Source organism: [Pseudopropionibacterium] massiliense (genome assembly GCF_900607225.1).
In the GTDB taxonomy this organism is placed as follows: Bacteria; Actinomycetota; Actinomycetes; order Propionibacteriales; family Propionibacteriaceae; genus Arachnia; species Arachnia massiliensis.
The window spans coordinates 1,077,707-1,101,658 of sequence record NZ_LR027842.1; the positions used below are offsets into that span (position 1 = coordinate 1,077,707).

The 23,952-nt window shown below is 68.1% G+C and carries 25 protein-coding genes and 3 pseudogenes; 12 read left to right on the forward strand and 16 right to left on the reverse strand.

Going from position 1 to position 23,952, the window contains the following annotated elements:
• Window positions 1–234: 234 nt before the first annotated feature.
• The 3 genes and pseudogenes from E0E39_RS15690 to E0E39_RS16285 form a co-directional block, all read left to right on the forward strand.
• The gene (locus tag E0E39_RS15690; RefSeq protein WP_165444639.1) at window positions 235–447 is read left to right on the forward strand and encodes a hypothetical protein; all 213 of its coding nucleotides are present in this window, start codon (window positions 235–237) and stop codon (window positions 445–447) included.
• Between the two features lie 3 nt (window positions 448–450).
• On the forward strand, window positions 451–1,746 hold the full coding sequence (locus tag E0E39_RS04685; RefSeq protein ID WP_130873703.1) for a protoporphyrinogen/coproporphyrinogen oxidase: 1,296 nt from the start codon (window positions 451–453) through the stop codon (window positions 1,744–1,746).
• A 7-nt stretch (window positions 1,747–1,753) separates the two neighbouring features.
• Window positions 1,754–2,092, forward strand: a pseudogene (locus E0E39_RS16285) (IS481 family transposase); the annotation flags it as partial.
• Here E0E39_RS16285 and E0E39_RS04690 read toward each other — a convergent pair.
• The 4 genes from E0E39_RS04690 to E0E39_RS04705 all read right to left on the reverse strand — a co-directional run bounded on the left by E0E39_RS04690 (window position 2,080) and on the right by E0E39_RS04705 (window position 5,462).
• Window positions 2,080–2,589, reverse strand: a complete 510-nt coding sequence (locus E0E39_RS04690) for a GNAT family N-acetyltransferase (protein ID WP_130873704.1) — start codon at window positions 2,587–2,589, stop codon at window positions 2,080–2,082. The pseudogene E0E39_RS16285 and the gene E0E39_RS04690 overlap by 13 nt on opposite strands.
• Before the next feature lie 625 nt (window positions 2,590–3,214).
• Window positions 3,215–4,099 carry a polysaccharide deacetylase family protein gene (locus E0E39_RS04695; protein WP_130873705.1) on the reverse strand — a complete coding sequence of 295 codons (885 nt, stop codon included), beginning with the start codon at window positions 4,097–4,099 and terminating at the stop codon, window positions 3,215–3,217.
• 143 nt (window positions 4,100–4,242) lie between these two features.
• Window positions 4,243–5,199 (reverse strand): asparaginase, encoded by a 957-nt coding sequence (locus E0E39_RS04700; protein WP_130873706.1) that lies wholly within the window; start codon window positions 5,197–5,199, stop codon window positions 4,243–4,245.
• 86 nt (window positions 5,200–5,285) lie between these two features.
• Window positions 5,286–5,462, reverse strand: coding sequence for a response regulator transcription factor (locus E0E39_RS04705; RefSeq protein WP_130875626.1), 177 nt, complete (start codon window positions 5,460–5,462; stop codon window positions 5,286–5,288).
• Window positions 5,463–5,487: 25 nt separating this feature from the next.
• Here E0E39_RS04705 and E0E39_RS15695 point away from each other — a divergent pair, with 25 nt between their 5' ends.
• Window positions 5,488–5,730, forward strand: a complete 243-nt coding sequence (locus tag E0E39_RS15695; RefSeq protein WP_165444641.1) for a hypothetical protein — start codon at window positions 5,488–5,490, stop codon at window positions 5,728–5,730.
• A 10-nt stretch (window positions 5,731–5,740) separates the two neighbouring features.
• On the opposite strand, the gene E0E39_RS04710 is transcribed toward E0E39_RS15695, so the two are convergent.
• Both E0E39_RS04710 and E0E39_RS04715 read right to left on the reverse strand, forming a co-directional pair.
• A complete protein-coding gene (locus tag E0E39_RS04710) occupies window positions 5,741–6,058 on the reverse strand; it encodes a type II toxin-antitoxin system PemK/MazF family toxin (protein WP_130873707.1) in 318 nt (105 codons plus the stop codon).
• Window positions 6,048–6,281: a hypothetical protein gene (locus E0E39_RS04715; protein WP_130873708.1), complete on the reverse strand. Its 234-nt coding sequence runs from the start codon at window positions 6,279–6,281 to the stop codon at window positions 6,048–6,050. The genes E0E39_RS04710 and E0E39_RS04715 overlap by 11 nt, the downstream gene beginning before the upstream one ends.
• Before the next feature lie 265 nt (window positions 6,282–6,546).
• Between E0E39_RS04715 and E0E39_RS16740 the strand changes: the two are divergent.
• From E0E39_RS16740 to E0E39_RS04725, 3 genes and pseudogenes are all read left to right on the forward strand, one after another.
• A pseudogene (locus tag E0E39_RS16740) lies at window positions 6,547–6,693 on the forward strand (IS256 family transposase); the annotation flags it as partial.
• Between the two features lie 188 nt (window positions 6,694–6,881).
• The gene (locus E0E39_RS16290) at window positions 6,882–7,034 is read left to right on the forward strand and encodes a hypothetical protein (RefSeq protein WP_245988196.1); all 153 of its coding nucleotides are present in this window, start codon (window positions 6,882–6,884) and stop codon (window positions 7,032–7,034) included.
• 38 nt (window positions 7,035–7,072) lie between these two features.
• On the forward strand, window positions 7,073–7,606 hold the full coding sequence (locus E0E39_RS04725; protein ID WP_245988197.1) for a class I SAM-dependent methyltransferase: 534 nt from the start codon (window positions 7,073–7,075) through the stop codon (window positions 7,604–7,606).
• A 305-nt stretch (window positions 7,607–7,911) separates the two neighbouring features.
• Here the strand turns inward: E0E39_RS04725 and E0E39_RS04730 are convergent, their stop codons facing one another.
• Window positions 7,912–8,373, reverse strand: coding sequence for a nucleotidyltransferase domain-containing protein (locus E0E39_RS04730; protein ID WP_245988198.1), 462 nt, complete (start codon window positions 8,371–8,373; stop codon window positions 7,912–7,914).
• A gap of 718 nt (window positions 8,374–9,091) precedes the next feature.
• On the opposite strand from E0E39_RS04730, the gene E0E39_RS04740 reads away from it, so the two are divergent.
• The 5 genes from E0E39_RS04740 to E0E39_RS04760 all read left to right on the forward strand — a co-directional run bounded on the left by E0E39_RS04740 (window position 9,092) and on the right by E0E39_RS04760 (window position 12,240).
• Window positions 9,092–10,420: an AAA family ATPase gene (locus E0E39_RS04740; RefSeq protein ID WP_130873710.1), complete on the forward strand. Its 1,329-nt coding sequence runs from the start codon at window positions 9,092–9,094 to the stop codon at window positions 10,418–10,420.
• A complete protein-coding gene (locus E0E39_RS04745; RefSeq protein ID WP_130873711.1) occupies window positions 10,417–10,998 on the forward strand; it encodes an RloB family protein in 582 nt (193 codons plus the stop codon). The genes E0E39_RS04740 and E0E39_RS04745 overlap by 4 nt, the downstream gene beginning before the upstream one ends.
• A gap of 226 nt (window positions 10,999–11,224) precedes the next feature.
• A complete protein-coding gene (locus E0E39_RS04750; protein WP_130873712.1) occupies window positions 11,225–11,464 on the forward strand; it encodes an AbrB/MazE/SpoVT family DNA-binding domain-containing protein in 240 nt (79 codons plus the stop codon).
• On the forward strand, window positions 11,464–11,823 hold the full coding sequence (locus tag E0E39_RS04755; protein WP_130875627.1) for a type II toxin-antitoxin system VapC family toxin: 360 nt from the start codon (window positions 11,464–11,466) through the stop codon (window positions 11,821–11,823). The genes E0E39_RS04750 and E0E39_RS04755 overlap by 1 nt, the downstream gene beginning before the upstream one ends.
• Before the next feature lie 240 nt (window positions 11,824–12,063).
• Window positions 12,064–12,240 carry a hypothetical protein gene (locus tag E0E39_RS04760; RefSeq protein ID WP_207302421.1) on the forward strand — a complete coding sequence of 59 codons (177 nt, stop codon included), beginning with the start codon at window positions 12,064–12,066 and terminating at the stop codon, window positions 12,238–12,240.
• A 190-nt stretch (window positions 12,241–12,430) separates the two neighbouring features.
• On the opposite strand, the gene E0E39_RS04765 is transcribed toward E0E39_RS04760, so the two are convergent.
• From E0E39_RS04765 to E0E39_RS04805, 9 genes and pseudogenes are all read right to left on the reverse strand, one after another.
• Window positions 12,431–12,658, reverse strand: coding sequence for a helix-turn-helix domain-containing protein (locus tag E0E39_RS04765; RefSeq protein WP_126379785.1), 228 nt, complete (start codon window positions 12,656–12,658; stop codon window positions 12,431–12,433).
• Window positions 12,658–13,278, reverse strand: coding sequence for a DUF2975 domain-containing protein (locus E0E39_RS04770; RefSeq protein WP_130873713.1), 621 nt, complete (start codon window positions 13,276–13,278; stop codon window positions 12,658–12,660). The genes E0E39_RS04765 and E0E39_RS04770 overlap by 1 nt, the downstream gene beginning before the upstream one ends.
• 438 nt (window positions 13,279–13,716) lie before the next feature.
• Window positions 13,717–14,715: a magnesium chelatase ATPase subunit I gene (locus E0E39_RS04775; protein WP_130873714.1), complete on the reverse strand. Its 999-nt coding sequence runs from the start codon at window positions 14,713–14,715 to the stop codon at window positions 13,717–13,719.
• Window positions 14,712–16,519, reverse strand: a pseudogene (locus tag E0E39_RS16745) (VWA domain-containing protein). Before E0E39_RS16745 ends, E0E39_RS04775 begins: the two are co-directional and overlap by 4 nt.
• 46 nt (window positions 16,520–16,565) lie before the next feature.
• A complete protein-coding gene (locus E0E39_RS04785; protein ID WP_130873715.1) occupies window positions 16,566–17,099 on the reverse strand; it encodes a hypothetical protein in 534 nt (177 codons plus the stop codon).
• 21 nt (window positions 17,100–17,120) lie between these two features.
• The gene (locus E0E39_RS04790; protein ID WP_130873716.1) at window positions 17,121–20,795 is read right to left on the reverse strand and encodes a cobaltochelatase subunit CobN; all 3,675 of its coding nucleotides are present in this window, start codon (window positions 20,793–20,795) and stop codon (window positions 17,121–17,123) included.
• On the reverse strand, window positions 20,792–21,619 hold the full coding sequence (locus E0E39_RS04795; RefSeq protein WP_130873717.1) for an ABC transporter ATP-binding protein: 828 nt from the start codon (window positions 21,617–21,619) through the stop codon (window positions 20,792–20,794). Before E0E39_RS04795 ends, E0E39_RS04790 begins: the two co-directional genes overlap by 4 nt.
• Entirely contained in the window at window positions 21,619–22,635 is a 1,017-nt protein-coding gene (locus tag E0E39_RS04800; protein ID WP_126379798.1) for a FecCD family ABC transporter permease, read from the reverse strand. Before E0E39_RS04800 ends, E0E39_RS04795 begins: the two co-directional genes overlap by 1 nt.
• Window positions 22,635–23,657 (reverse strand): ABC transporter substrate-binding protein, encoded by a 1,023-nt coding sequence (locus E0E39_RS04805; protein WP_061787578.1) that lies wholly within the window; start codon window positions 23,655–23,657, stop codon window positions 22,635–22,637. Before E0E39_RS04805 ends, E0E39_RS04800 begins: the two co-directional genes overlap by 1 nt.
• Between the last annotated feature and the right edge of the window lie 295 nt (window positions 23,658–23,952).

The following is a 23,952-nucleotide window of genomic DNA, read 5'->3' on the forward strand; positions in this document are numbered from 1 at the left end:
GCAAACCGCCCTCACTTTCCTCTCGGGACAAAGCGTTAGCCGGGGGAAGTAAAAACACTCCTATGAATAAGCCTCATGGACTATCTCTACCAGCGTGGCGCGATGGACCCGATGTCTCGTTTGGCGGCTCTGGGTTCCCCTCGTGAACGGTTGCGCGGGTTGATTGAGGCCATCGCTTGCGAAGACCTGGCGTTGGAGGCTGCGGTCCGGAGGTGGGCGGCATCCGATCCTGCGGTGGCCGAGCACCTGAGGCAGGTGGACCAGGCGAGGACGGCGTTCGTCGCCGAGATGTACCACGAGCTCCTGCCCGACGATCCGGCGCTCGCGGACGATATGTGCCGGCTGGCCCAAGCGTTCTATCTGGGCGCGGTCATGCTGGAACCACCGGTGACCGGCGAGGAGTATCGCCGGCTCACCGCTCTCCTCGACCGGATCGTGCGGGTGTGACACATGTCCGAGGTGCTTGTGGTCGGCGCCGGGATCAGCGGACTCGCCGCCGCCTGGCGGCTGCGCTGCGCAGGAATCAGCACCTGTGTGCTGGAACGATCCGACCGCCCCGGCGGGCGCATGTGTTCGGTCCAGGTGAACGAATGCACCATGGAAGCCGGAGCCAACTTCATCACCGACGCCTACCGGATCATTCCCGGGCTGGCGGGCGAAATGGGCATTCCCTTGCAGGCGGTGCGCCGGGACAGCGCCATCGCCATCGATGAAGCGATCCGTGCTTTCCGAGCCGACCGGCCAGCAACCGCGATCAAGGCGGGCATCCTGTCCCTACGTACCGTGACCGGAGAGCTTCCCGGGCTCGCCCGATTCGCGGCCCGATACCGGCGTCGAGGCACTGTCGATCCGCTCGATTGGCTCGACCTCGACCCGGTTCCCACAACCGAGTGGTCACAGGCGCTGGGGATTGCGACGCTGGCGGAACGCTGCTGGCGACCGGCCTATCACGGCTTCTACTTCCAAGACACCCATGCCACCTCGGCGGCGGCCGTGGCCGCGATGGCACAACATGGATTACGCCAACAGACCCTGACCATGCCAGGAGGGCTGTCCAGCCTCACCGACGCGCTCGCCGCCCGGCTCGACGTGCGCACCGGAGTGAACGTCACCCAGGTCGAGGAAGGCCCGACATCGGTCACGGTCCACACCGACACTGGCCGATTCCGGGCGGACAGAGTGATCGTGGCGCTGCCAGGCCCCGGCATCCGTCGCCTGAAGAAACTCGACCCCCTGGAAGCCGCTGCCGCGTGCACCCCCTACAGCGTCGGTCTGCTAGTCGGCCTGGGAACCCGGCGTCGTCTGCGATCCCACGAGCTGGGCGGTGCCTACGGCGTCCTGATGCACCCCGACGAGCCGCCTCTCGCCGCCCTCTGTGTCGCCAGCCGCGCCGGTCACGCGTACGGCGCCGGCGACCTGGTCACCTGCATGTTTGCGGACCGCCACGCCCGTGAACTCTCCTCACGGGCGGATTCCGAGATCATCGAACTCGCCCGTCGAGCGCTCCTCACATGGGAACCCACACTCCAAGACGCGCTGGCCACGAGCCCCGAAAACCATCTGGTCGTCCGCATCCCCCACGCCATGCCCACCAGCGCACCCGGAAGGATTGCGCACATCAAGGCCTACCGTGCACACGCCCGTGCCCGGCGCGTGATCCTGGCAGGCGACTTCCTCGCCTGGCCCTGGGCCGACTCCGCAGCTTTCACCGGACAATGGGTCGCCGACCTCATAGCTCGACCGTAAAGACGCGTCCACGGCCGGCCGGGTCTTGACTTCCTGTCGATTGAACCGGCTCTCGGTCTGCGGCCGGGTCACCGGTGAACCGATCCGTCGTTACGAACATGATCACCTTGGCTCACCGGTCCGCGTTGAGGTGAAGAATCTCGGCAGCATCCCTGAGGGTGGAGGGTGATGTTTCGTTGGCTGAGCCCAGGGCAAGTGGAATCGGGCTGCAACACCAAGGAATCCCAAGAAACGCCCACCACGTCCCCACGATGGGTCACGCGTTCGTCCGCTCGGTGATCAACGACCACACTTTCGAGTGGTCTACACCGAGGTCCATGACGACGAGTCGGCTCACACGAGGGTCACCGACCCGTCAATGCCGTCGAGGGCGCCCGGTTCAAGTTCGACGCCCAGGACCACGTCGTCGGGAATCGAGTTGGCGTTGTGGATGCCGAGTTCTGCCACGGGACGAAACCCGAACCGCGCGTAATACCGTGGGTCGCCGACGAGGAACACGGCCGGGAACCCCGCAGCTCGGCCGCGGTTCAAGGCCTCCTCCATGAGGAGCGCGCCGATGCCGCGACATCGGTGGTCCGAGGCGACGCACAACGGTGCGACCTCAAGGGCGTTCACAGGACCTGCTTCGCCGTCGATCACGATCCTGGTGGTGAGGATGTGGCCGACGATCCGGTCGTCGTCGAGGGCGACGAGTTCCTGCTCGGGTAGGTAACCAGCAGAAGAACAGAGCCGCTTGACCAGGTCCTGCTCGGAGCCGTCGGTCACTGGAGCAGTGAGGAAAGCAGTGCGGATCAGCGTATCGACCTCATCGATCTCATGGGATTCCATGGCACGAAGCTGCATTTGGCAAAACCAGCAGCGCCTACGGTGACGCCTGACTTCCGCTTCGGGTCACCGGGCATCCCCAACCCGTTCACTTCTCAAGGTCAGACTTCTCAAGGTCAGACTCGGACTACTGGTCGAAACTGCGCCGTCCAGTGCTCCTGTGGCCTCGTCAGACGCTCAAGCCTGGTCCATCCAGATCCTGAGCAGGACAGAGACTCATTCAGAGCCATCTTCAAGTGTGGGATGACCAAGGGTTTCGCTGGGCAGGGTGTCGCCTGTGGACAAGCCTCCCATCAGCAGCAATGGCCGGAATAACCTCTACCACCAGACCGACACCGCCCCTGGCCAGAGTGGTTTACCGGCGTTCTTGGGCGACGTGAATCAGTCTGTCGACATTCACACGGCTGGAGAACTTGGGGAGAAGAACGGATCCGCCCGGATCACCGAGAGCCTGTTCAGCATCATCAGCAAAGTAAGGCGCTAACCGCATGACTGGACGTGGGGGAGGGTGTCAAAGACGTTCCTCCTCCACGCCCAGTCCCTGCAACTACTGCTGAAGCGAACTGTAAACACTCCCAAGGCAGTCGACTTTTGGTGGCGGTGACTGGCTGACATGGAAGGTTTCGGCCGACCAGCAGCGTCTTTACGTCCTGGGGAAGCGTTGCTTGAAGTCGAGTGCGACGTCCTTCATGTAGGCGAACTCGACTCCTTCGGCCTCGCGCATGTGGGCGATGAGGCGTTCGAGCATCAGCTGGTTCTGCGGGCGGCCGGAGACGTCCGGGTGAATGGTGATCGGGAAGACGGCGTAGTCCATCTCCCGCACGACCCAATCGAACTGATCCGCCCACAGCTGCTCGATATCCCTGGGGGACACGAACCCGTGCGACGTGAAACTCGACTTGATGAACATCATCGGCGGCAGGTCGTCGAGGTACCAGGAGGCCGGCAGCTCGATCAGATCCGTCTCCTCGCCCCTGACCAGGGGTTTCATCCACTCGTGGGCGGACTCGGCCTCATAGTTGATGTTGGTCCAGGAATCTCCGACACGCACGTAGTAAGGCGTGTGGTCGTTGTGCATCAGCGAGTGGTCATAGAGGAAACCCCGCTCGACCAGCAGTTCGTTCGTGATCGGCGAGAACTCCCACCACGGCGCGACGTATCCGACGGGACGGGTGCCGGAACGCTTCTCGATCAGGTCCGTGCAGTAGTCCAGGATTTCGGTTTCCTGTCGACGCGTCATGGCGATCGGGTTCTCGTGCGAATACCCGTGAACGCCGATCTCATGCCCGGCCGCAACGACCTCGTCGAACTGTTCCGGGAAAGTCTCGATCGAATGGCCCGGCCAGTACCACGTGGCCGGCAGCTCCTCGCGCTGGAACAGCTTCAGCAACCTCGGTACCCCGACCTCACCGGCGAACATGCCGCGCGAGATATCGCCGGGCGAGTCCTGGCCGCCGTAGGAGCCCAGCCAGCCGCCTACCGCGTCGATGTCGATGCCGAAGGAAACGAAGATCTTCTTTTCTGCCATAGTGGCTCCTTTCAGGAATGGTGTTGCGAGATGATTCCGCCCAAGCGCCGGGACATGGGTGACGCGCTGTGGGCGCTGAATGACCTAGGACTGCGGTGATTGCGAACTCGTGGTAGCTGACCCAAGGACGCATCACCTGCCCGTTAGGTGAAGGCGACGAAGTTGTCGGCAAACTTGTCTTCCACCCCCTCTCCAAGCAGCAGCGCCATCAGCATTCGTGACTGCGGCGCGTTCAGATCCCCCGACGGGATGGCGCCGGCTCCCACGAGGTCGACCCCGCCGCCGTTGCCATAGATCGGCTTGACCGGCCCCCATGCGACGCGGGACGCCAGTACCACCGGGATGCCAGCAGCCACCGCCCGCGCGACCTCCTCCACGAACCCGACGCCCGCGTTTCCGATGCCCGTTCCGGCTAGGACGATGCCGTCGGCGCCGTCGTCGATGACATGGGCCAGCACCCGCGGTGTCGCGCCCAGGAAACACGGAACGATCTCCACCCGCACGTTGTCGAACGCTTCGGTTGGCGGCGGCAGCGGTGGGTAGCGACGCGGCCGAGCCAACACATGGGCCTCGCTGTCGCGCATTTCCGCTACGAGCGTGCCGCCCTCGAAGGCCGTCAGCTCCCACGTCTGCGTCTTCCGCACCCCACGCGCCGACCGCACCTGCCCCGCGAAGCACACCAACACTCCGCACTCGCGCAGCGCAGGGCAGGCGGCGGCCGAGACCGCGTCAGCGAGATTGTCGGGGCCGTCGGGGTGTGACGAGTCGGCCGCCCGCTGTGCTCCGGTCAGGACGACTGGCTTGTCAGATGTGTGTACGAGGCCGAGGAGGAACGCGGTCTCTTCCATCGTGTCGGTGCCGTGAGTCACCACGACGCCGACGCAGTCGTCGTCGGCCAGCGCCTCCTGCACCGCCTTGACGAGGACCCGCAGGTCGGCGAAGGTGAGCAGGTAGCTGCCTGTGGTCAGGACGTCGGTCGTGCGGACCTCGGCCGTGAGCATCTCGGCCAGCGACGCGGCGCCGTCGGTGGCGGTGGCACCAACCCCTTCCCGCGTGCGCGATGAGATCGTACCCCCGGTGCCGAGAACGTGAACGTACATCGAGACCCCCTCGTTGGGCGTTGTGGTGGGGTCGTCGGCGTCCCCGTCCCTCAAGGTTAGGCCGCAGCGGGCGGCAAGTAAATACCTCAGAGCCACCCGTTTCGCTCGGCCGTCCGTGCGGCTTCGGCGCGGTTCCGCGCCTGCGTCTTGGCCATGGCGCTTGACAAATGGTTTCGTACCGTCCCCTCGCCGAGACGCAGGGTTTTGGCGATGCTCTGGGCGTCGTCGCCGCTGGCGGCGAGCCGCAGGACCTCCTTGGTCATCCAGGAGTCGCCCCGGGCGCCGGTGGTGAAGATCAAGGTCAGCGGCACCGGCGACGTAACCAAGGCGCATCCGGATCGAGTTAAACACGATCCGGATGCGCGAGGCCTTGGCCTGGAACCGGCCCTCAGAGGTCATCAAGGCCTGGCCGACTTCATCATCCCAGCTTTCCCGAACCCGAAATCCCGTCAACCACTTGACGCGGGGCATCACCACAAACCAATTCCCCCTACCGACCAAACAAATGATTTTGTTCAACGGGAGCTGTAGCCGGAACTGATCAGAACAACCCCAACACCAGTGCCAAGGCGCGGTCGAGTTCCGTCAGTTCCTCGGCGTCGAGCCGTCCGGCGAAATCGCCCAGCCGGGTCTCGGCGTTGACCGCGGCTGTTTGCTCGACCAATATCCGGGTCTCGGCGCCGTCGATGGTGATCGTTGGCCGGAAATCGGAGGGGCGGGCGCTCGTCGAGGTCGGGGCAACGAGAAGCGTGGAGAGGTTCAGGTAGTCAGCCTGTACGACGACGGCATACCTGGCGCCACGTTGCTCGTGGCCGTGGGCGTGCTTGTTTGCCCGAAGCCTATAGATGTCACCACGCACGTAGCGAGTCCATCTCATCGGCCAGGGCAAGCATCTCCACTCTGTCCTTGGGGTCTTCGCGCAGTGCGTCGGCCTGGCGTCGCACCCGTTCGATGATGGCTTGGCGCTCGGCCTCCTGAATCGTCTTGCGCACCACCTCGGACTTGTTGAGACCAGTGAGTTCCATCAGGTTTGCCAGCGCGCGCTCCGTCGCCTCGTCAATGCGGACCACCATCTGCGTCATACATTCAGTATGACATGCTGTACTGCATGGCGTGTGGTGTGAGCGCGATGCCGGCGGGAAGATGGGAGGACGAGCCACCCCGCACGTCACCGAGGCCTGTGACGGGGCGAACTTCCGAGCCTGGAATGACCGGTCGCGGGCTGACCTCGGCATCGACTGCTTGGGCTGTCCCGGGACACGCAGATGCTCCGGCCGGGCTGGTCAGCGGTCTGGGTGGGTCATCGTGGGATCGGATTCCGCCAAGAACCATGTGAAGGACCCCACGATGACCCACCACCAGTCTGCCTTGTCGAGCCTGTTGCAGGAACTTCTCGACGACCCGTCCCTGGCGTACGAGGAATTGTTTCGTCGTTTGTTGCAGGCCGGGCTGCAGGACTTGATCGACGCCGAGACCACCGTCAAGATCGGCGCCGACCTCGCCCTCGGAAATACCCCCATGATGCGTTGCTGGTGCTCAGGGAGCGCGTCGGCTGCGTCGATGCGTTCGTTCGAAGCCGGACCCTGTAGGGATGGCTCTCAGTGGACTATGGTTGGCCTCATCGTCACCTGGAGACGTTTGCGACACGGGAGGGGTGCGATGGGACCAAGGATGGTCGCGGCATGAACGGAGACACCTACGCCGTCAGCGCGCCGGTCTACGACCTGTTCATCACCAGTTTTCGCCCGGTACAGGTGGCGGCCCTGGAGAGGCTGATTCCGCTGGTCCGCGCCAGGTCGGGGCCGGTGCTCGACATCGGGCCGGGTCGGGGCTGAACACGGTCTTCGTCCTGGAGCGCCTACCGGACGCACACGTGTACGCCCTGGAACCCAGCCCCGAGATGAGGGCGCTGGCCCTGACGAAGGTCGCCGCGCACCCGGAGTGGTTCGACCGGGTCACGATCCGCCCCGAGGCCTTCGGCGCCGCTCCCCTGCCTGACGCCATCGGCGCGGCGATCCTGCTGGGCGTCCTCGGCCACTTCACCCCGGACGAGCGGGCCGCGCTGTTCGCCGCCCTCGCCGCCCGACTCCCCGAGGGCGGGGCCACCCTGATGGATTTGCAGCCGCCCGCCCGACCCACCCGGGTGGAACCCTACGAGGTCGCCAGCGCCCGGATCGGCGACCTGACCTATCACGGCGTCACGGAAGGATGGCCGCTCGACGGCGAGCGCATGCGCTGGAGAATGACCTGCCGCACCTGCGACGACGATCGCGTGCTGACCGAGGAGTCCGCCGAGTACGTGTTCCGCCACCCGGATCCCGAGACCATCCGGGCCGAGCTCCGTGCCACCGGACTCAGCCTCGACCAGATCGACGACGCCACCTTCTACCTCATCGTGAAGAACTGACTCGCCCATCCCGCGGTTCGCGGGCGTCTCCCGGGCGGGTGGGGTACGGATCCTGGGCTGGGCGTCGATGACGTCGGAGGCCGAGCCCTCCGACGAGCCCGGAGCGCCGGTTCGCGAGCGCCGCATTGGCGTTCGCTGGCACCCCGGCTTGGGTTCAGCGCCGAAAACCGCACTGAGCACCCAGACAGCAATACTTTCATCCCGGCTACCCCGGCACACATTTTCTTCACCAACGGCCAGAGAGGATCCGGTTCACCCAAGCCTCAAACGACGGAACGCCAGTAGACCAATTGGTTCACGGCGGCTTATTCGCAACCTCTCCGAAGCCGGCTGAGGAGTTCGAGATCGTGCTCATCCTCGGGACGTAGATCGTAGCCAGTTCTCAATTCACGCAGCCGCTCGGCCGTGCCGACGATGACCGGCATTCCATCGATCGATCCCCTCGCGCGGGCGACGGCCGGATGTGTGAACACCGCATCCTCAAACCCTTGTTGGACACCATCCCCGTTGGGCTGGATGACCATGGGATGCACGTCGACCCTTCCGCGTTCGGAGGCGAGTTCGATCCGGATCGGCCGCCAGTCCGTCACCGGCTCGTAACCACGCGACGCCAGCCACTCGATCAGATCGGGCACGACACGGGCGTCCACGAAGACGTCAAGGTCGCCGTGCTCACGGGTTTGCCGTCCCACCAGCGCATCGACACCCCACCCACCGTTGACTTGATAGACGGTCTCTCTTTCCGTCAGCCAGCCGATGATGGCCACGACCTCGCTCGCAGGCGTGGTGGACGCGTGAACCATATGAGGCACCTCCCTTTCCCCGGGCTGGGATGACCCGGCCGAGCTTCCCGGGCAGGATTCGCAGAAAACCCGACAAGATCAGCTCGGACACCTTGAAGGGTTCGTCGGCGGTCAGCGCGGCCGTGAGCCACGCGTGGTGTTCCGCGAACCGCGGGGACTCCGGCCGGTGCGCGTAGATGAACAGGTTGACGCCAGCGAGCAGCACGATCGTCCTCGTCGAGAAGCGCTGCGAGGGCGTCCTTGTCCTCGAGGTCGACGCCCGGCTTCAACCCGCTGCCGCCGAAGGCGGGCAGGGTGACCTCGTGGCGCGGCCCGGCCTGCTCGGCGAGCGAAACCCGCAGGACGTCGGAGACCACCTCGCTCAAGGCCCTTCCCTGACGGGCCGCCCGCTCCTTGTCCCGGCGCAGCAGTTCATCGTCCAGATTCACCGTGGTGCGCATGATCGCACTTTATCGTCACCTCGTTGCGCGCGGTCCACCCCAGAGAAGGAACCCAGGCCCAGTCGTCACAGCAGCCCCGACCCTGCACCCTCGTGCCTCAGATCGACCTGGACCGCGCCCCCACGGCCCGGGAGGGCAAGGTTCCAAGCAGACATCCCTGCATGAACAGGGCATGCTTGGGAACTTTTTCCCAATTTTGGACACTGTGAACGCAGCTTGGTTTTTGCATGTAGCATGGCCGCATGCTGCTGCTCAGCTTCACGGCACAGAATCACAAGTCCCTTCGCGACGAGGCGACCCTAGAACTGGCGCGTCCTTCACTCAGCGGCGTCCGACCCAAGGATGGGCAGACGTGGGCGTCCAGCGTGTACCCCGCAGTGGGCATCTTCGGCGCCAACGCCTCCGGCAAATCGACGATCCTCGACACGCTCAGGTATGCCGTGACGGCGGTTAGGAGTTCGGCCTCCGAGTGGCTGAGCCGGGATCGGATGCCCCGGGCACCCTTCCGCCTCGGCCCGGATCACACGAAAGCGCCAAGCCGCTACGAGCTGGAGTTCGTGCACGAGGACACCCGGTTCGCCTATGGGTTCGAGGTGGATGAGGCGGGCGTGGCGCGGGAATGGCTCGCCGACTGGCCCAGTTCCAGGCGGCGTTCCCTGTTCACACGAGAGCGGGAGCAGGTCTCCTACGGACGCGGTGTGCGTTCCGTCGGGTTGCTCGCGCCCAGTGAGCTGCTTCTCAGCCGGGCCATCCGGCTGAACCATGAGCCGCTCGCCGCCATCGGACGGGCGCTGGTGGAGGGGTGCGAGTTCGTCCCGCTCGGCGACCGGCAGCAGAGGGCGCGCATTGAGGCAATCGTCGACGACCTCAGCAAGGGCAAGTCGACCACGGAGCTGATCAAAACCGTGCTGCGGATCGCCGATGTCGGGATCGTCGGTGTCGCCCTACGTGAGGAGACCATGCCCCCCGAGGTCGTCGACAAGCTGAACCGCCTCAAAGAAGCGTTTGAGCACCTGGTTCAGGACACCGACGGCGAAGGTTCAGGGGAGCCTCTTCCAAACGATGAGGACGCTTCAGACCTGTCCGAACCCGCGATCGAGGCGGTGATCCGGGGCCTGGAGTTCGACCACGGCTGCGGTGCTGCGCCGTTCAGCATGTACGACGAGAGCGATGGGACTCTCGCCTGGCTGGCGCTGGCGGTCCCGGCGATTGACCGGCTCCGCAAGGGCGGGCTCTTCGTCGTGGACGAGCTCGGCTCGAGCCTGCACCCGCACCTGGCCGAAGCCCTCATCGGCTTCTTCCAGAACCCTGAGATCAACACCCGGGGCGCTCAGATCCTGTTCACCAGCCACGACTTCTACCTGATCTCGAACCAGTCCAGCCTGGACTTCGAGAAGGGGCAGATCTGGTTCACCGAGAAGGAGCGCGACGGTGCGACCGAGCTGTTCTCGCTGGCCGACTTCAAACCCCATCGCGGGGACAACGTCGCCAAACGCTATCTGGAAGGACGCTACGGGGCCGTACCCTCCCTTGCGCCCAGCCTCGTTCATCTCCTGACCCAGCCGCGATGAGCAGCCGCAGGAAACCCTCAGGGAAGAGACGCGGAAGGCGTCCCCAGCGATTCGAGCGCCCGCGGGGTCTAGTCGTCACCGAGGGCACGGTAACCGAGATCCAATACCTGCAAATGCTCCAGCAACAGCTGCCCCGAAATGCCGCATCTCTGAAGCTGATCGGCGAGGGGTCTGACCCGCTCCGGGTGGTCAAACGAGCACTCAGAGAGCGAAAGAATGACGACTATTCCTGGACCGTATGCCTGGTGGACTGCGACAACCATGAAAGGCTCCAGGACGCGCTCCGTCTCACCGCCAAGGAGAACATCCGGGTTCTCGTCAGCAACCCCTGCTTCGAGTTGTGGTTGCTGTGGCACCTGGAAGATTGGCACCGCCACAGCTCCTCCGGGGACATTCAGGCACGATTGGCCAAGCTGAAAGTGTTGCAGGACAAGAGCCTGACCTCCTCGTTCCCGATAGGCAGATACGCGGATGCCCGGGCACGCTCCAGCAAGACCTCTTCCGAGCACCTAGTCAACCATCTCGGCCCCAACCCGTCCAGCCCAATCCCAGTCCTGCTTGAGCTGTTGGGGATCTGAGCCTCACCGGCCGGGGAGCTGACCGATGTTCCCGGTGGCTGAAGGGGCCCACCGGAGCGGTATCTCTCCCAGAGTTCCCACACCGAGGCCGCGGTGGCAGGCGGCGCCCTCCCGGTCAGGGGTGCGGCATGGATAGGCACCCATCCGGTCGCCACGCGCCCGTGCTGCCCCGGAGGTCAGAATCACCGCGACACCCACCCTCCAGCATCGGTGGTACTCTCGAACCATGAGTACCACGTTTGAGCTTCGCGTGGGAGACCGGGGTAGGGTGGTGCTGCCCGCGGCACTCCGGGACGAACTGGGCCTGCGGCAGGGGGACGTGCTCTCGGTCACCCTGGAGGGCGACCAGCTCGTCGCGTCCACGCCCCGCGCGGCCCTGGATCGGGTGCGGGCACGGGTCCGCGGCACCGGGGTCGTCGAGGAACTCCTTGAGGACCGCCGTCGGCAGGCCGAGGCCGAGCGGTGATGGTGGTCCTGGACGCCTCGGCCCTACTGGCCTGGTTCGGCGGCGAACCGGGCGCCGATCAGGTCGAACAACACATGCCCTGCTGCTGTAGCACCGCGAACTGGGCCGAGGTAGTCCAGAAACTCGCTGTCCGAGGGGTCGGGTTGGGTGACATCCGTTCGGCGGTCTCGCTGCTGGGGCTGGTCCTCGAACCCGTGACCGCCGAGGACGCCGAAACAGCCGCGACGCTGTGGCAGGACCACCCCACACTGAGCCTGGGAGACCGGCTCTGCCTCGCCCTCGGCCACCGCCTCGCCGTCCCGGTCCTGACCGCCGACCGCGCCTGGGGTAACCAGCCCCCGATCGTCCAGATCCGCTGACCCGGCCGACAGGTGCATCTTTCGAAACCCTCGACACCCAGGCCACCTAGGGGAGCCCCGGGCATCACATCAGGGCCACAACAACATCACACAACCCCTCAGAGGGATCCTTCCCCCTTCAACGGACAGGGGGCGAGGAATCGTCACACCAACCTCTGGGGCGCTTCGAGCACCAGCATGAACCCCATGGGCGGGCCAGACCCTTCCTAACCGGGTAGAGCCCTGGCATCCACGGAGCGGGTGCTCCGCGAGATGGCCCCGGCGTGGACCTGGCGGCGGATCGCCGGCGGTTCCGGCCTGTGGGTGGACACCGGGACGGACGCCGTCGCCTTCGTCGAGCAGGCCAAGCGGGCCGGGGTCAAGCTCGCCGCCGGACCGAGTTTCTCGCCCCACGACGGTCACCGCACGATGCTGTGACCACGGGCTGTTGCCCGGGCGAAGGTGACCGCTCGAGCCAAGAACTTCGGAGACGGAACTGTAACATTGTTACAGCTTGTTACAGTGTTGCAGCTTCCCCAGCACGTGCCGAGGTTGTCGCCACTCCATGCAGCGGTGAGGTGTTCTGCCGGCGAGGCAGGCCCGGGCGTTTCTGAGTCTGACTGGGCGATCAGGGCTGGTCTGCGAGGCTGAACAGGTCGCCGACCTCGCAGTCCAGCGCCTCGCACAGCGCCGTCAGGGTGCTGAACCGAACGGCCCTCGCGCGGTTGTTCTTCAAGATCGACAGATTGACCACGGTGATACCGACCTGTTCGCTGAGGGCCGCGAGCGTCACGCCCCGGGCCGCGAGCAGATCGTCCAGGTGGCAGGTAATCCGATGGGGTTCTTCGACAGGCATCAGATCGTCGTCTCCGCATCCTCGGCGAGCTGTTCCCCCTGCCGCCAGGCGTAGGCGACGATCAGCACCACCAGCGCCACCCCGAGGGGGACGAAATCGCCAGCGTTGATCGTCAGCATGGCGAACCCCATCCCTCTGGTGGGCAAGCCGGTGTAGATGAGCATGTTCGCTACGACCTCGCCGACGAGGAAGGCGGCGGTGAGGAGGATCAGGGCCATCCCCAACTGCACCAGCAGCCGGTGCGCCCCCGCGGAGAAGGCACGGCCGCGCTGCACCAAGAGCGTGAACCGCCAGATCGTGACGCACAGCCAGAGCGTGACCGCCGCGACCAGCACGCCCGGAAGCATCGCGCCGAGACGTTGCGTCCACGTCGGATCGGTGAACTCCCACGAGAGCGTCTCAAGGCTTGGACGCACGATCAACCCATTCGCGGTTTCGAGGGGAGGGACCACCTCGCCCGAGCCGACCTGCGGGGGGCCGCCCCCATTGAGCCAGACCAGGGGGTCGCCCTTGACCCATGCCCAGGCGTGCCGGAAGGAGCTCACCAAGGGTGCCGCCACGAACAACGCCAGCATGATCCGCAGCGTGAGGTAGTCGCCTCGGCTGATTGTGAGTTTCATCGGGACCTCCTTACATATCGTAATTCGATACTAAACGATAAACGATACTATCGTCAAACGATATGCTTGGGGTGCTGTGGGGACGCTGCCGAGCGTCGAGCCGGTGGCACCAAGGGTCGCGAGCTGGCCGAAGACATCGTCGTCTCGTTCCCCATCTGCCCGAGCCCCGAAATCGCCCGCCCGGGCCGGACCCTGAAACAGTGGAAGAACGCGTTCCCGGGCTACTTCACCACCGGCGGCTCACGACATCCGACGCCGGAACCTCGTGGGACCGAACCACGGCCACCCGGCCGAGACGAATCCCTCGGCGGAGGCATCGCCGTCCGGGCACGGGTGGGTGACCTCGTCCAGCCCTGCCGGGGGCTGAACTCGGTGCTACCGGTGACCACCTGCGCATTGAAGTAGGCACCGCGGCTGGCCGAGCTGCGGCGGGGGGCGTCAGCCCCTGCCGTGGGGTGTCCCGATGCCCTCCAGCGGGCGGCGGCGCATCCGGTGCGGCAGCACCAGGCGGGCGGCCTGTTGCAGGTCCGCGGTCTCGATGCCGGTCCGGCCGTGCCACGCGGCGAGCGCCCGGGCGGCCCGCACCATGGTGATGTCGGCCCGGTGACCGTCGACCCCCGCGTCCACGCAGATCCGGGCCACCTCCAGCAGCACCTCACGGCCCACCGTCACCTCCGGCAGCAGGTCCATCGCGGACGCGATCTGCCGGGCCAGCCGCTCGCCCTCGGCGCGCCACCCCGCGCAGAACCCCACCGGGTCGGCCTCGAAGGCCAGCCTGCGCTCGATGATCTCCACCCGGGCCGGCGGGTCGGACTCCCCCACGACGGTGACGCACAACCCGAACCGGTCCAGCAACTGGGGGCGCAGCTCGCCCTCCTCCGGGTTCATCGTGCCGACCAGCGAGAACCGGGCCGGGTGGGTCAGGCTGATGCCCTCCCGCTCCACGGTGTTGACCCCCATCGCCGCGGAATCCAGCAGCAGATCCACCACGTGGTCGTCCAGGAGGTTCACCTCGTCCACGTACAGGATGCCCCGGTGGGCGTCGGCCAGCAGCCCCGGCTCGAACCGTTTGCGGCCCGCGGTCAGGGCGGTCTCCAGGTCCAGCGTCCCCGCCACCCGGTCCTCGGTCGCCCCGATCGGCAGCTCCACCACCGGCACCCGGGTCCGGCGCTCCACGGGATCGTCCTGGGCGGGCAGCCCCAGCTCCTCCCAGTACTCCCGGTACTCCGCCGGCGACAGATGGTAGGGGGTGGCGCCCACCTCGACCCGCTCCGGCAGCAGCTCGGCCAGGCCGCGCACCGCGGTGGACTTCGCGGTGCCCTTGTCGCCGCGGATCAGCACCCCCGACACCGCGGGGTTGATGACCGTAAGCACCAGCGCGAGTTTCATCTCGTCCTGCCCCACGATCGCGGCAAAGGGATAACTAAACCGGCTCATCGCCCCTCCTTCTTCACAGTGGCCAAACGCATGTCGCGCACCACCGACACCAGGTCGTCGGCGCGCAGCTGCTCAATCTCGAACCGGGACGCCCCCAGCGCGGCCGCCAGGGTGGCACCGTGCCCCCGCGCCGCCGGTGAGGCCGGTTCGGTGTCGACGACCACCCACGTCACCCGGCCGTCGCCGCCGAGCCGCCCGGCGATCTCGGTCACCTCGGCGGCCGCGCCGCGGGACACCCGCCCGGCCAGGTCGACGTTGCCGCGTCCATCGGTCACCACGATCACCAGCGGACGCAGCGCCGGGTCCTTCAGCAGCGCCCGCCGCACCACCCGCGACGCCTCGACCAGGCCCGCGGCCAGCGGGGTACGTCCACCCACCGGTAGCTCCCGCAGCCGCCGCTCGGCCAACTCGACCGAGGAGGTGGGTTCCACCAGCACCTGGGCCTCGGCGCCGCGGAAGCTGACCAGCGACACCTGGTCGCGTTTGACGTAGGCGTCCAGCAGCAGGCTGAGCACCGCACCCTTGCTGGCCACCATCCGGTTGCGGGCGCCCATGGAGCCGGAGGCGTCCACGCACAGCACCACCAGGGAGCCGGTCTGCCTCACCCGGACCTTGCGGAACCAGTCGCTGGGTTCGATCAGCACCGCCAGTTCGCTGCGGGGGTCGCCTTGCTCGGCGGCCCGGAGGCGGCGCTCGCGCTGGTGCACGGCCCCGGCCCGCAGCGTGGCGTCCAGGGCCAGGTCCACGGCCTCCCGCGTCGGGCGGGCACGGACGTAGCGGCCCCGGCCGCCGGCGCTGACCGTTGTGGTGCGCCGGCCCGAGCCGAGGCGTCCGTCCGGCTCCGCGGCAGGGTGCAGCGGACGCACCCGGAACGGCTCACCGGTCGCGGCGACATCCTCGGGTGGGGTGCCGCCGGACGCCGGGGCGTCGGCGTCCGTCTCGGCTGGCGGCGAGGACGAGGCGGGGGGGGTCGGCCGCGCCCGAGGTGGGTGAGGGCGGTTCGGCGGCCTGGCGGCGACGGTGGGCCAGCACCAACTCGGACCGCCTCCACGTCCTCCTCGCTCACCCGCTGGCTGCCCCGCCAGGCCGCGTGGGCCCGGGCGGCGCGGCTCATCACCAGCTCGGCCCGGTGCCCGGCGACATGGGCGGCCAGCACCCGCGCCGCGACGAGTTCCTGGATGTCCCGGCCCAGCCACACCGCGGGGGCCGCCTCCCGGGCCCGGCGGAGCCGCTCCGCCAGGGCAGCCTCCTGGTCCGCCCAGGCCCCCGCGAAGGCCTCTGGGTCGGCGTCGAAGGCGAGCCTGCGGGCCATGATCTCGACCCGCTCGTCCAGGTCGGGTGAGCCGTCCACCTGGACGCACAGGCCGAAGCGGTCCAGCAGCTGGGGACGCAGCGCCCCCTCCTCGGGGTTCATCGTGCCGACCAGCGCGAACCGGGCCTGCTGGGTGCGGGAGAACCCCTCCCGCTCGGTGAGGACGACCCCGCTGGCCGCGGCGTCCAGCACCAGGTCGGTCAGGTGGTCGGCGAGCAGGTTGACCTCGTCGACGTAGAGGACCCCGCCGTGGGTCTCGGCCAGCAATCCCGGCAGGAACCGGGGGGCGCCTCCGGTCAGCGTCGCCTCCAGGTCCAGGCCCCCAACCAGGCGGTCCTCGGTGGCGCCCAGGGCCAGCGTCCGCAACCTTCCGGATGGCAGCAGCGCGGCGAGGGAACGCACCATGGTGGATTTGGCGGTGCCCTTGGCGCCCTGGATCAGCACCCCGCCGATCCCGGGGTCGATGGCGACCAGTTGCAGGGCGAGCCGCATCCGCGGCTGCCCCACAATGGCCGAGAAGGGGAAGAGCCTCGTCACTTTACGGGGTGGCGGCTTCCTCGATGGTCTTGCCGTAGCGCTTCTGGAACCAGGCCTCCAGCTCACCGCGTTCCTGGCCGCGGTCCTTCTGCGCCTTGTCGAACATGCCCCGCTCCTTGAGGGTCTTGATCGCGTCGTTGCCCTGCCCATCGACGACCGTGACGAGTTCGCCGGTGCCCAGGTTCAGGGTGTAGTCGAACTCCTTCTGCATGGCCGAGACCAGCCGGTGGCACAGCATCGTCTGCTTGGCGTAGTCGAACACGTAGTAGTCGCTGAAGTCCTTCCCGCTGCTGGGGTCGACCAGCTGGAACCGCGCGGTCTTGGCGGCGGGCTCGATGGTGACCTTCACACCCGACCCGTTGAACAGGTTGGCCTGCTGGTCGGTGTCGATCAGCTTGTCTCCCTCCTTCGCGAGGGACGCACCCGACGCACTGACCGTGCTCTGCGGAGCCTGGCTGGGCGTCCCGGACGCACACCCGGACACACCCAGCCCCACCGCCAAGCAGATCCCGGCGATCACGACGAATCTCTTCATGGTCTGTCTATCCTTCCTGTCCTAGGTGCCGGTCTCCCCGGCCCCCTCCAGTCCGGCATCGGTGTCGAACTGGACGTTCTCCAGCGTGTCGATCCGCTCCTCGCAGGCCTGCCACAGGTCGCGCCGGTTCGCCTCCAGCAGACGCCCGGCGATGGCCGCCGTGGCGTGCGGGTTGGCTTCGCGGAGGCGCCTCAGCATCTCCGGGTCGCCGAGGAACCGGTCGCAAACCGCGTCGAACATCCAGTCGGCCATCTCGCCGGTGGTAGCGGCCAGGCCCAGCAGGTTGGTGGTGCGATCGGCGATCTCCCCCACCCCCTGGTGGCCGTGGGCCAGCATCGCCTCGACCCAGGCCGGGTTGAGCAGCTGGGCGTACAGCCCGGCCCGGGCCGCGTCGGCGGCCGTCGCCGTGTGCACCCGCCGCCCGGTGGTGTCGGTCACCAGCGTCGGAACCGCCTCACCGCGGGCCGCGGCGACCCCGGCGCTCATCCCACCCAGGAACTCGAAGTAGTGGTCGAGGTCGGTGATGTGGTGTTCGTTGGACGAGCGGCACTGGGCGACGAGCTGCACGTCCGCCAGGTGCCCGCGGTACAGGCCGGGCACCTTCTCGCCGTGCCGGTGCCGGGAGTAGAGGTGCTGGGCGCCCTGGGTGAAGTGTTCGGCCAGGTCCGTCGTCGAGGACCAGTTTCCGGTGTCGATCACGTCGGTCAGCCCGGTGGCATATAGCTCCGGCGGTGGCCCGAAAACCCGGACGTGGCTGAGTTCGCGGGTCTCGGACTCGGTCATCCCGCCGTCCAGCAGGTGCTGGCGGAGCCGCCTCGTCCTGGCCGCGATCGGGTTGATCTCGTCCGGTTCGTCGAGCGCGGCGACCGCGGCGAACATGTCGTCCAGCTCCTCGACGAGGGTGCCGAACAGGTCCCGGAAGAACCCAGAGATCGTGACCACCACATCCACCCGCGGCCCGGGCAGCTCCTCGCGGGGGATGACCTCCCAGCCGGGCAGGCCGGGACGCCGAGACGGGGCCCGGCGCACCCCGATCAGCGACATCACCTGGGCGTAGGTCTCGCCGTGGGTCCGGGTCGTCTCCAGCCCCCACAGCACCAGCCCGACGCAGGATGGCCAGGCGCCGCCGTGGCCGTCCCGGTAGACCTCGACGACCTGGGCCGCCATCTCGGCCCCTCGGCGGGCGGCCAGCGCGCTGGGCACCTGCCGGGGGTCGAACTGGTAGAGGGAGGCCCCGCTGGGCAGGACCTCGGGGTTGCGGATGGCGTCTCCCCCGAGCCGGGCCTCCACGTGGCGTCCGGACAAGGCGCGATGGAGGAACTCCCATTCCTGGTTGGCGGCGAACCGGAGCGCCAGCTCGCGGGCCCGGACGATCACGGCCCGGGAGGTCTCGTCCCCGGCCAGGTCCGCGGCCGGGGCCTGGCTGGTCAGCGCCATCTCCACCAGCCGTTTGGCGGCCTCGTCGTAGCGGGCGATCTCGGTCTCATTGAGGCGGTGGATGCGTTCGGCGTCCAGCCCGTCGGCGGCGGCCATCAGCTCGTACCCGGGGGCCAGGTCGCCCACCCCGTTTCCAATCACCCCGGCGACCATGTAGGCCACCTCGCCGGCGTCCCAGTGGCTGCCGAAGACGTGCAGCCCCAGGGGGATCAGCTGGGCGCGCAGCCGCTCCAGCTCACCCTCCAGCTGGTCGGGGTCGGTGGGCAGGTGAGCCCGTTCCGCGCGCTGCCTGAGGTCGGCCAGCTGATCCTCGCTGCTTTGCGGGGTCATGGCGTGGCTGCGCCGGTAGGCGGCCAGGGCCTCGGCCAGCTCCTCCAGCTCGTCGTGCAGCCCGCCGGAGGTCATGACGGGCGGCTGGTAGCTGACCAGCGTCGCGTGGGAGCGACGCCTGGCCAGCAGCGCCTCGGCCGGGTTGCCCGCGTAGTACAAGTAGACGTGTGGGATGTCGCCGACCATGAGGTCGGGGAAATCGTGCACGCTGACCGCGTTCTCCTTCGACTTCAGGAACTCCAGCGTGCCGTGGGTGCCGACGTGTACGATCACGTCGGCCCGCCACACGTGCTGCAGCCAGGTGTAGTAGGCCAGGTACTGGGGGTGCGGCGGGACGGTGTTGTCGTGGGCCAGGGCGTCGTCCACCTCAGGGGCGCGCCCCGGCTGGACGCCCACCAGCACGTTGCCGTACTCGACGTGGGGGATCAGGTAGTCCCCGTCAGAATCGACCATGGGACGCGGCCCGTCCGCTGGCCAGGCCCGGGTGACCTCGTCCCACGCCTGGTGGTCGCCGAGGTCGGCCTGGGCCTGCCGGTGCGGGTAGGTGAGCGGCTGCACCTCAGTGAGGTAGGCGGGGGAGTTGACCTGGCCCGCCATGAGGTCGGCGCGCAGCCGGGCGGCGGTCACCGGCTGGGTGCGGTAGCCCGTCCGGTGGAGTTCAGCCAGGATCGCGGCGATGGATTCGGCGACGTCGAGCTGTGAGGCCGCCAGCAGGTTGCCCTCCCCGGCCGGGTAGTCGTATCCGATGAGGCAGACCCGCTTGTCGGCGTTCGCCAGGCCCCGCAGCCGCAGCAGCCCCCGGACCCGCCCCACCAGCCGGTTGAGCTGCTCGTCGACGACCTGCAGTTCGGCGGTGTCGACCCGGTGGCGGGCGTCGTGCCGGGGTGGGGTCATGGCAGCGATGGGGATCTGGTTGATCGCCCCGTCGAACTCGGGCAGCATCACCGAGACCAGCACCTCGGATGGCCCCAGCCCGTTGGAGTGGTGCAGCCACTCCTCGGCGGTGGTGCGGGTCAGCAGGATCGGTGACAGGTAGGGCACGCCCAGCCGGTTGAGGGCGGCGACGCCGTGGTCGGCGTCACCGCCAGTGGGGCCGGCACCGAACCGGAAACTCATCAGGGTCACCACGAGGTCAGGTTCGAGGCCGGGGGTGGCGCACAGTTCCAGGATCCGGTCGACCGCGCTCGCGGCGTCGGTCTCGATCGCGACCGGCAGCACCCAGGCGTCGCCCGAGAGCGCCTCGGCGAGCCTGGCCGCGACGGGTTCGGGGTCGGTGGGGTAGCTGACCCCGTTGTACAGCAGTGCCACGACGGGGCGTCCCTCCGGCCCCGGGTGGGCGGCGAGGTAGTCCTCGGCGCTGGCGTAGCGGGCCCGGGTGGCCGGGTCGGCCAGGTGAACACCGGGGGTTTGGGGGCTCGGCTCGGGGACGTCGAGGCCGGGCTGGTCACCGTAGTCGCGCAGCAGGGTGCCGAGCACGAACAGGGCGTCGCCGCCGCGCATCGTCCGGTAGGCGCGGGCGAGCCGGGAGAAGATCATCGCGTCCCGCCGGGCCTGGGAGTCGTCCACGCCGCGGGGCGGGGCGGGGGGTGCGCCCAGCATCATCGGCGGCATCGTCCCGGGAGCGAGCCGGAACTGGCCAAGCCGGGTCTGGCCGGCGAATTGCATGCCGAAGGGCAGCAGGTGGCCCGGGTATCCGTCCAGGATCGGCGCCAGGGCGTCCTGCCAGGCCGGGTCGGAGCGCATCAGGTCCACGATGACCGCGTCGGCGGACGAGACCGCCCCGGCGAGAGCGCCGGCGTCGCCGAGGGGCTGGCCGGAGTCGAACAGCGTCAGGCTGCCCCAGCCGGGGACCGCGCGGTCGAGGTGGGCGGCGGTGTCGATGAAACAACGCAGAGCACCCGGGTAGTGGGTGATCGCGACGATCCTCATGGTGCTCCTTCCGTTTCCTGGTTCTCCGGCGGTGCCGCGCTCACCCGGTGCCGCGGGACGATCACCGGATGGCCGGCGCTGGGGTCGGTGGTGACCCAGGCGTTCACGGCGAAGTTCCGTTCGATCTGACCGGCGGACAGTGCCTCGGCCGGGACGCCATCCGTCCGGACCCGGCCCTCGCCCATCACGACGCAGCGGTCGCAGTAGCGGGCGGCCTGGGCCAGGTCGTGCAGCACCGTGATGACGGTGAGGCCGCTGCGCTGGTTCAGGTCGCGGATCAGCTCCAGCACGTCGAGCTGGTGGGCGATGTCGAGGTAGGTGGTGGGTTCGTCCAGCAGCAGCACCTTCGGCTGCTGGGCCAGGGCCGTGGCGATCCACACGCGTTGCCGTTCGCCGCCCGACAGGGACGCCACCAGCCGGTGGGACAGGTGGGCGACCCCGGTGACGGCCATGGCCTCCTCGATCGCGGGGTCGCGCCCGGAGGGGTTCAGCCGCCACCAGGGCAGATAGGCGTAGCGTCCGTAGCCGATGAGGCGCCGCACCGTGACGTCGCCGCTGACCTGGCCGCCCTGCCACACGACCGCCATCACCCGGGCGAGACCCGCGGGGGACAGCGCCCGGATGGGAGCGTCGTCGAGGCGCACCTCCCCCGCGTCGGGACGCAACGCGCCGCTGAGGGCCCGGATGAGGGTGGTCTTGCCGCAGCCGTTGGGCCCGAGAATGCCGTGCACCCGGCCCGGTGCGAAGTCGAGGTCGATGCCGTCCAGGATGCGCCTGCCGCCCAGGCTGAGCCGCAGCCCGCGGGCGCTGATCCGCGCCGTCATCACAGGGCCCTTCGCAGCAGGAACAGGAAGAAGGGGACGCCCAGCACCGCCATCATGATCCCGACGGGGATCTCGACCGGGCTGAACAGCGTCCGGGAGACCGTGTCGCTGATGGTGACCAGGGCGGCCCCGAGGACGATCGAGCCGGGGATCAGCAGGGCGTGGCTGGTGCCGACGACCAGGCGCACGATGTGGGGCACGATCAGGCCGACGAAGCCCAGCAGGCCCACGGCGCTGACGGCGCTCGCCGCGAGCAGGGCCGCGACCGCCGTCAGGGCCAGGCGGTTGGCCTGCACGTTCATGCCGAGGCCGCGGGCGACGTCGTCGCCGAGCACGATGACGTCCAGCCGCCGCACGGTGAACAGCGCCACCGTGAGCATGGCCACCGAATAGGGCCACAGCTGCTGCCACTCGGACCAGCCCTTGAGGGTCATGGCGCCGTTCATGAACATCAGCGCCCCCTGGATCCGGTCGGAGAACAGCACCATGATGGCGCTGATCCCGGCCGCGCACAGCGCCGAGACCGCGACCCCGGCGAGGATCACCCGGATCGGCTGGATGCCGCCGCGCCAGGCCAGCACGTAGATGACGATCGCGGCTGCCATGGCGCCGAGGAAGGCGACCAGCGGAACCAGCCCCTGATACTGCGGGAAGACCAACAGCACCGAGATCCCGGCCAGCCCAGCCCCGGACGACACCCCGATGATCCCGGGGTCGGCCAGCGGGTTGCCCATCACCGCCTGCAGGATCGCCCCGGAGGTGGCCAGGTTCATGCCGACCAGGGTGCTCACCAGCATGCGGGGCAACCGGATGTCCCACACCACCCGCTGCCACTGCACGTCCCCGGAGCCGGTCAGCGCGGCGGCGACCTGGCCCGGGCTGAGGCTCAGGGTGCCGCTGCCGATCGCGAACAGCATCCCGGCCAGCAGCAGGACGCCGAGACCGGCGAAGACCAGGGCCCGGTACCAGGTGCGTTCCCGCAGGCCCGGCTGGGCATGGACGGCCGCGACCGCCATCAGGGCTCCACCGGGGCGCCGAAAACCTCCGGGTGGACCGTGGCGGCCAGGTAGGCGAGCGCGTCGTCGTAGTAGGGCCCGGCGTTGAACAGGAAGTACTGCTGTGGGAGGTAGCTGATGCGTCCCTCCCGGATGGCATCGATGGCCTTCCAGGCGGGGTTCTGGTCAAGCTGGGTCTGGAGGGTCTGCCGGGCGAGGTCGTTGTTGCCGACCATGGACGTGACCAGCACGTGGTCAGGCTGCCGGGCGACGATGAACTCGATGTCGAGCGGGGTGGTCTCCGACCCGGGGTTGTCGGGGGTCGCGCCCGAGGCGATGTTGGTGAGGCCGAGGTCGTTGGCCATCTGCCCGGCGATGCTGTTGTCGAGTTTCACCGAGATGGTGTCGGCGGTGACGAACAGGATGGCCACCGACAGCGGTTTCTTCGGGGCCTTGGCCAGGATCTCGCTGTAGCGCGCGTCGATGGCGGCGAGGCGCTGCCCCGCGAGTTCCGGGTTGCCGCCGAGCACCCCGAAGGCGCGGTAGACCTGCTGCAGGTCGCGGTGGGAACGGACCCGCAGCAGCACGGTGGCGATCCCCAGGTTCTGGTAGGCCGCGGCGGCCGAGTCGTGGACTCCTTCGATGCCGACCACCAGGTCGGGGTTGAGTGCCGCCACGGCCTCGGTGTCCGTGGCGTAGGGCAAGCCGACCGAGGGCAGCGCCATGATCTTCTCGGCGTGTTCGCTGGCGAGGCGGAGGTTGCCGGTGAGCTCGGGGCGTCCGACCGCGGTGCCGCCCGCGTCGTACCAGATGTTGAGGGGCGTACCGGAGAGGAAGACCACCCGTTCGGGACGTTTCTCCAGTTTCACGCTCCGCTTGGCGGTATCGGTCACGGTGAGGGGGAAGGAGTCCCCGGACAGGCTGATCGAACCCGCCTCGGCCGGGCTGGCCGAGGGCATCTCGGGCGCGCTGGACGCGGAACTGCACGCGGCGGCCAGGCTCAGCACGGCGAGCAACAAGAGACTCAGGCAGCGTCGCAGCACGGGGCTGGTCCTTTCCGGAACCGGTTTGGTCCAAGTTTTGGGCAACAAATCGCGGAGAGTGTGTTGGTAGGTGGATCTTCACGAGGATCGTCGTGGTGGCCCGGCGAGACGGACGCGGGTGATCGCGCTGGATCGTGCGGTCTCGATGGGACGGCGAAGCCAGAGCTTCACCGGGACGAGCGCAGCAGATTCCACCCATCCGAATACTCTTTTAGGCAAGACTAATCTATCTTCGGGTTGGCGGGTGCGGGCCAGCAGCTCGGTCTCACCATGCGTAGAACGGCGCAGGGGTCTG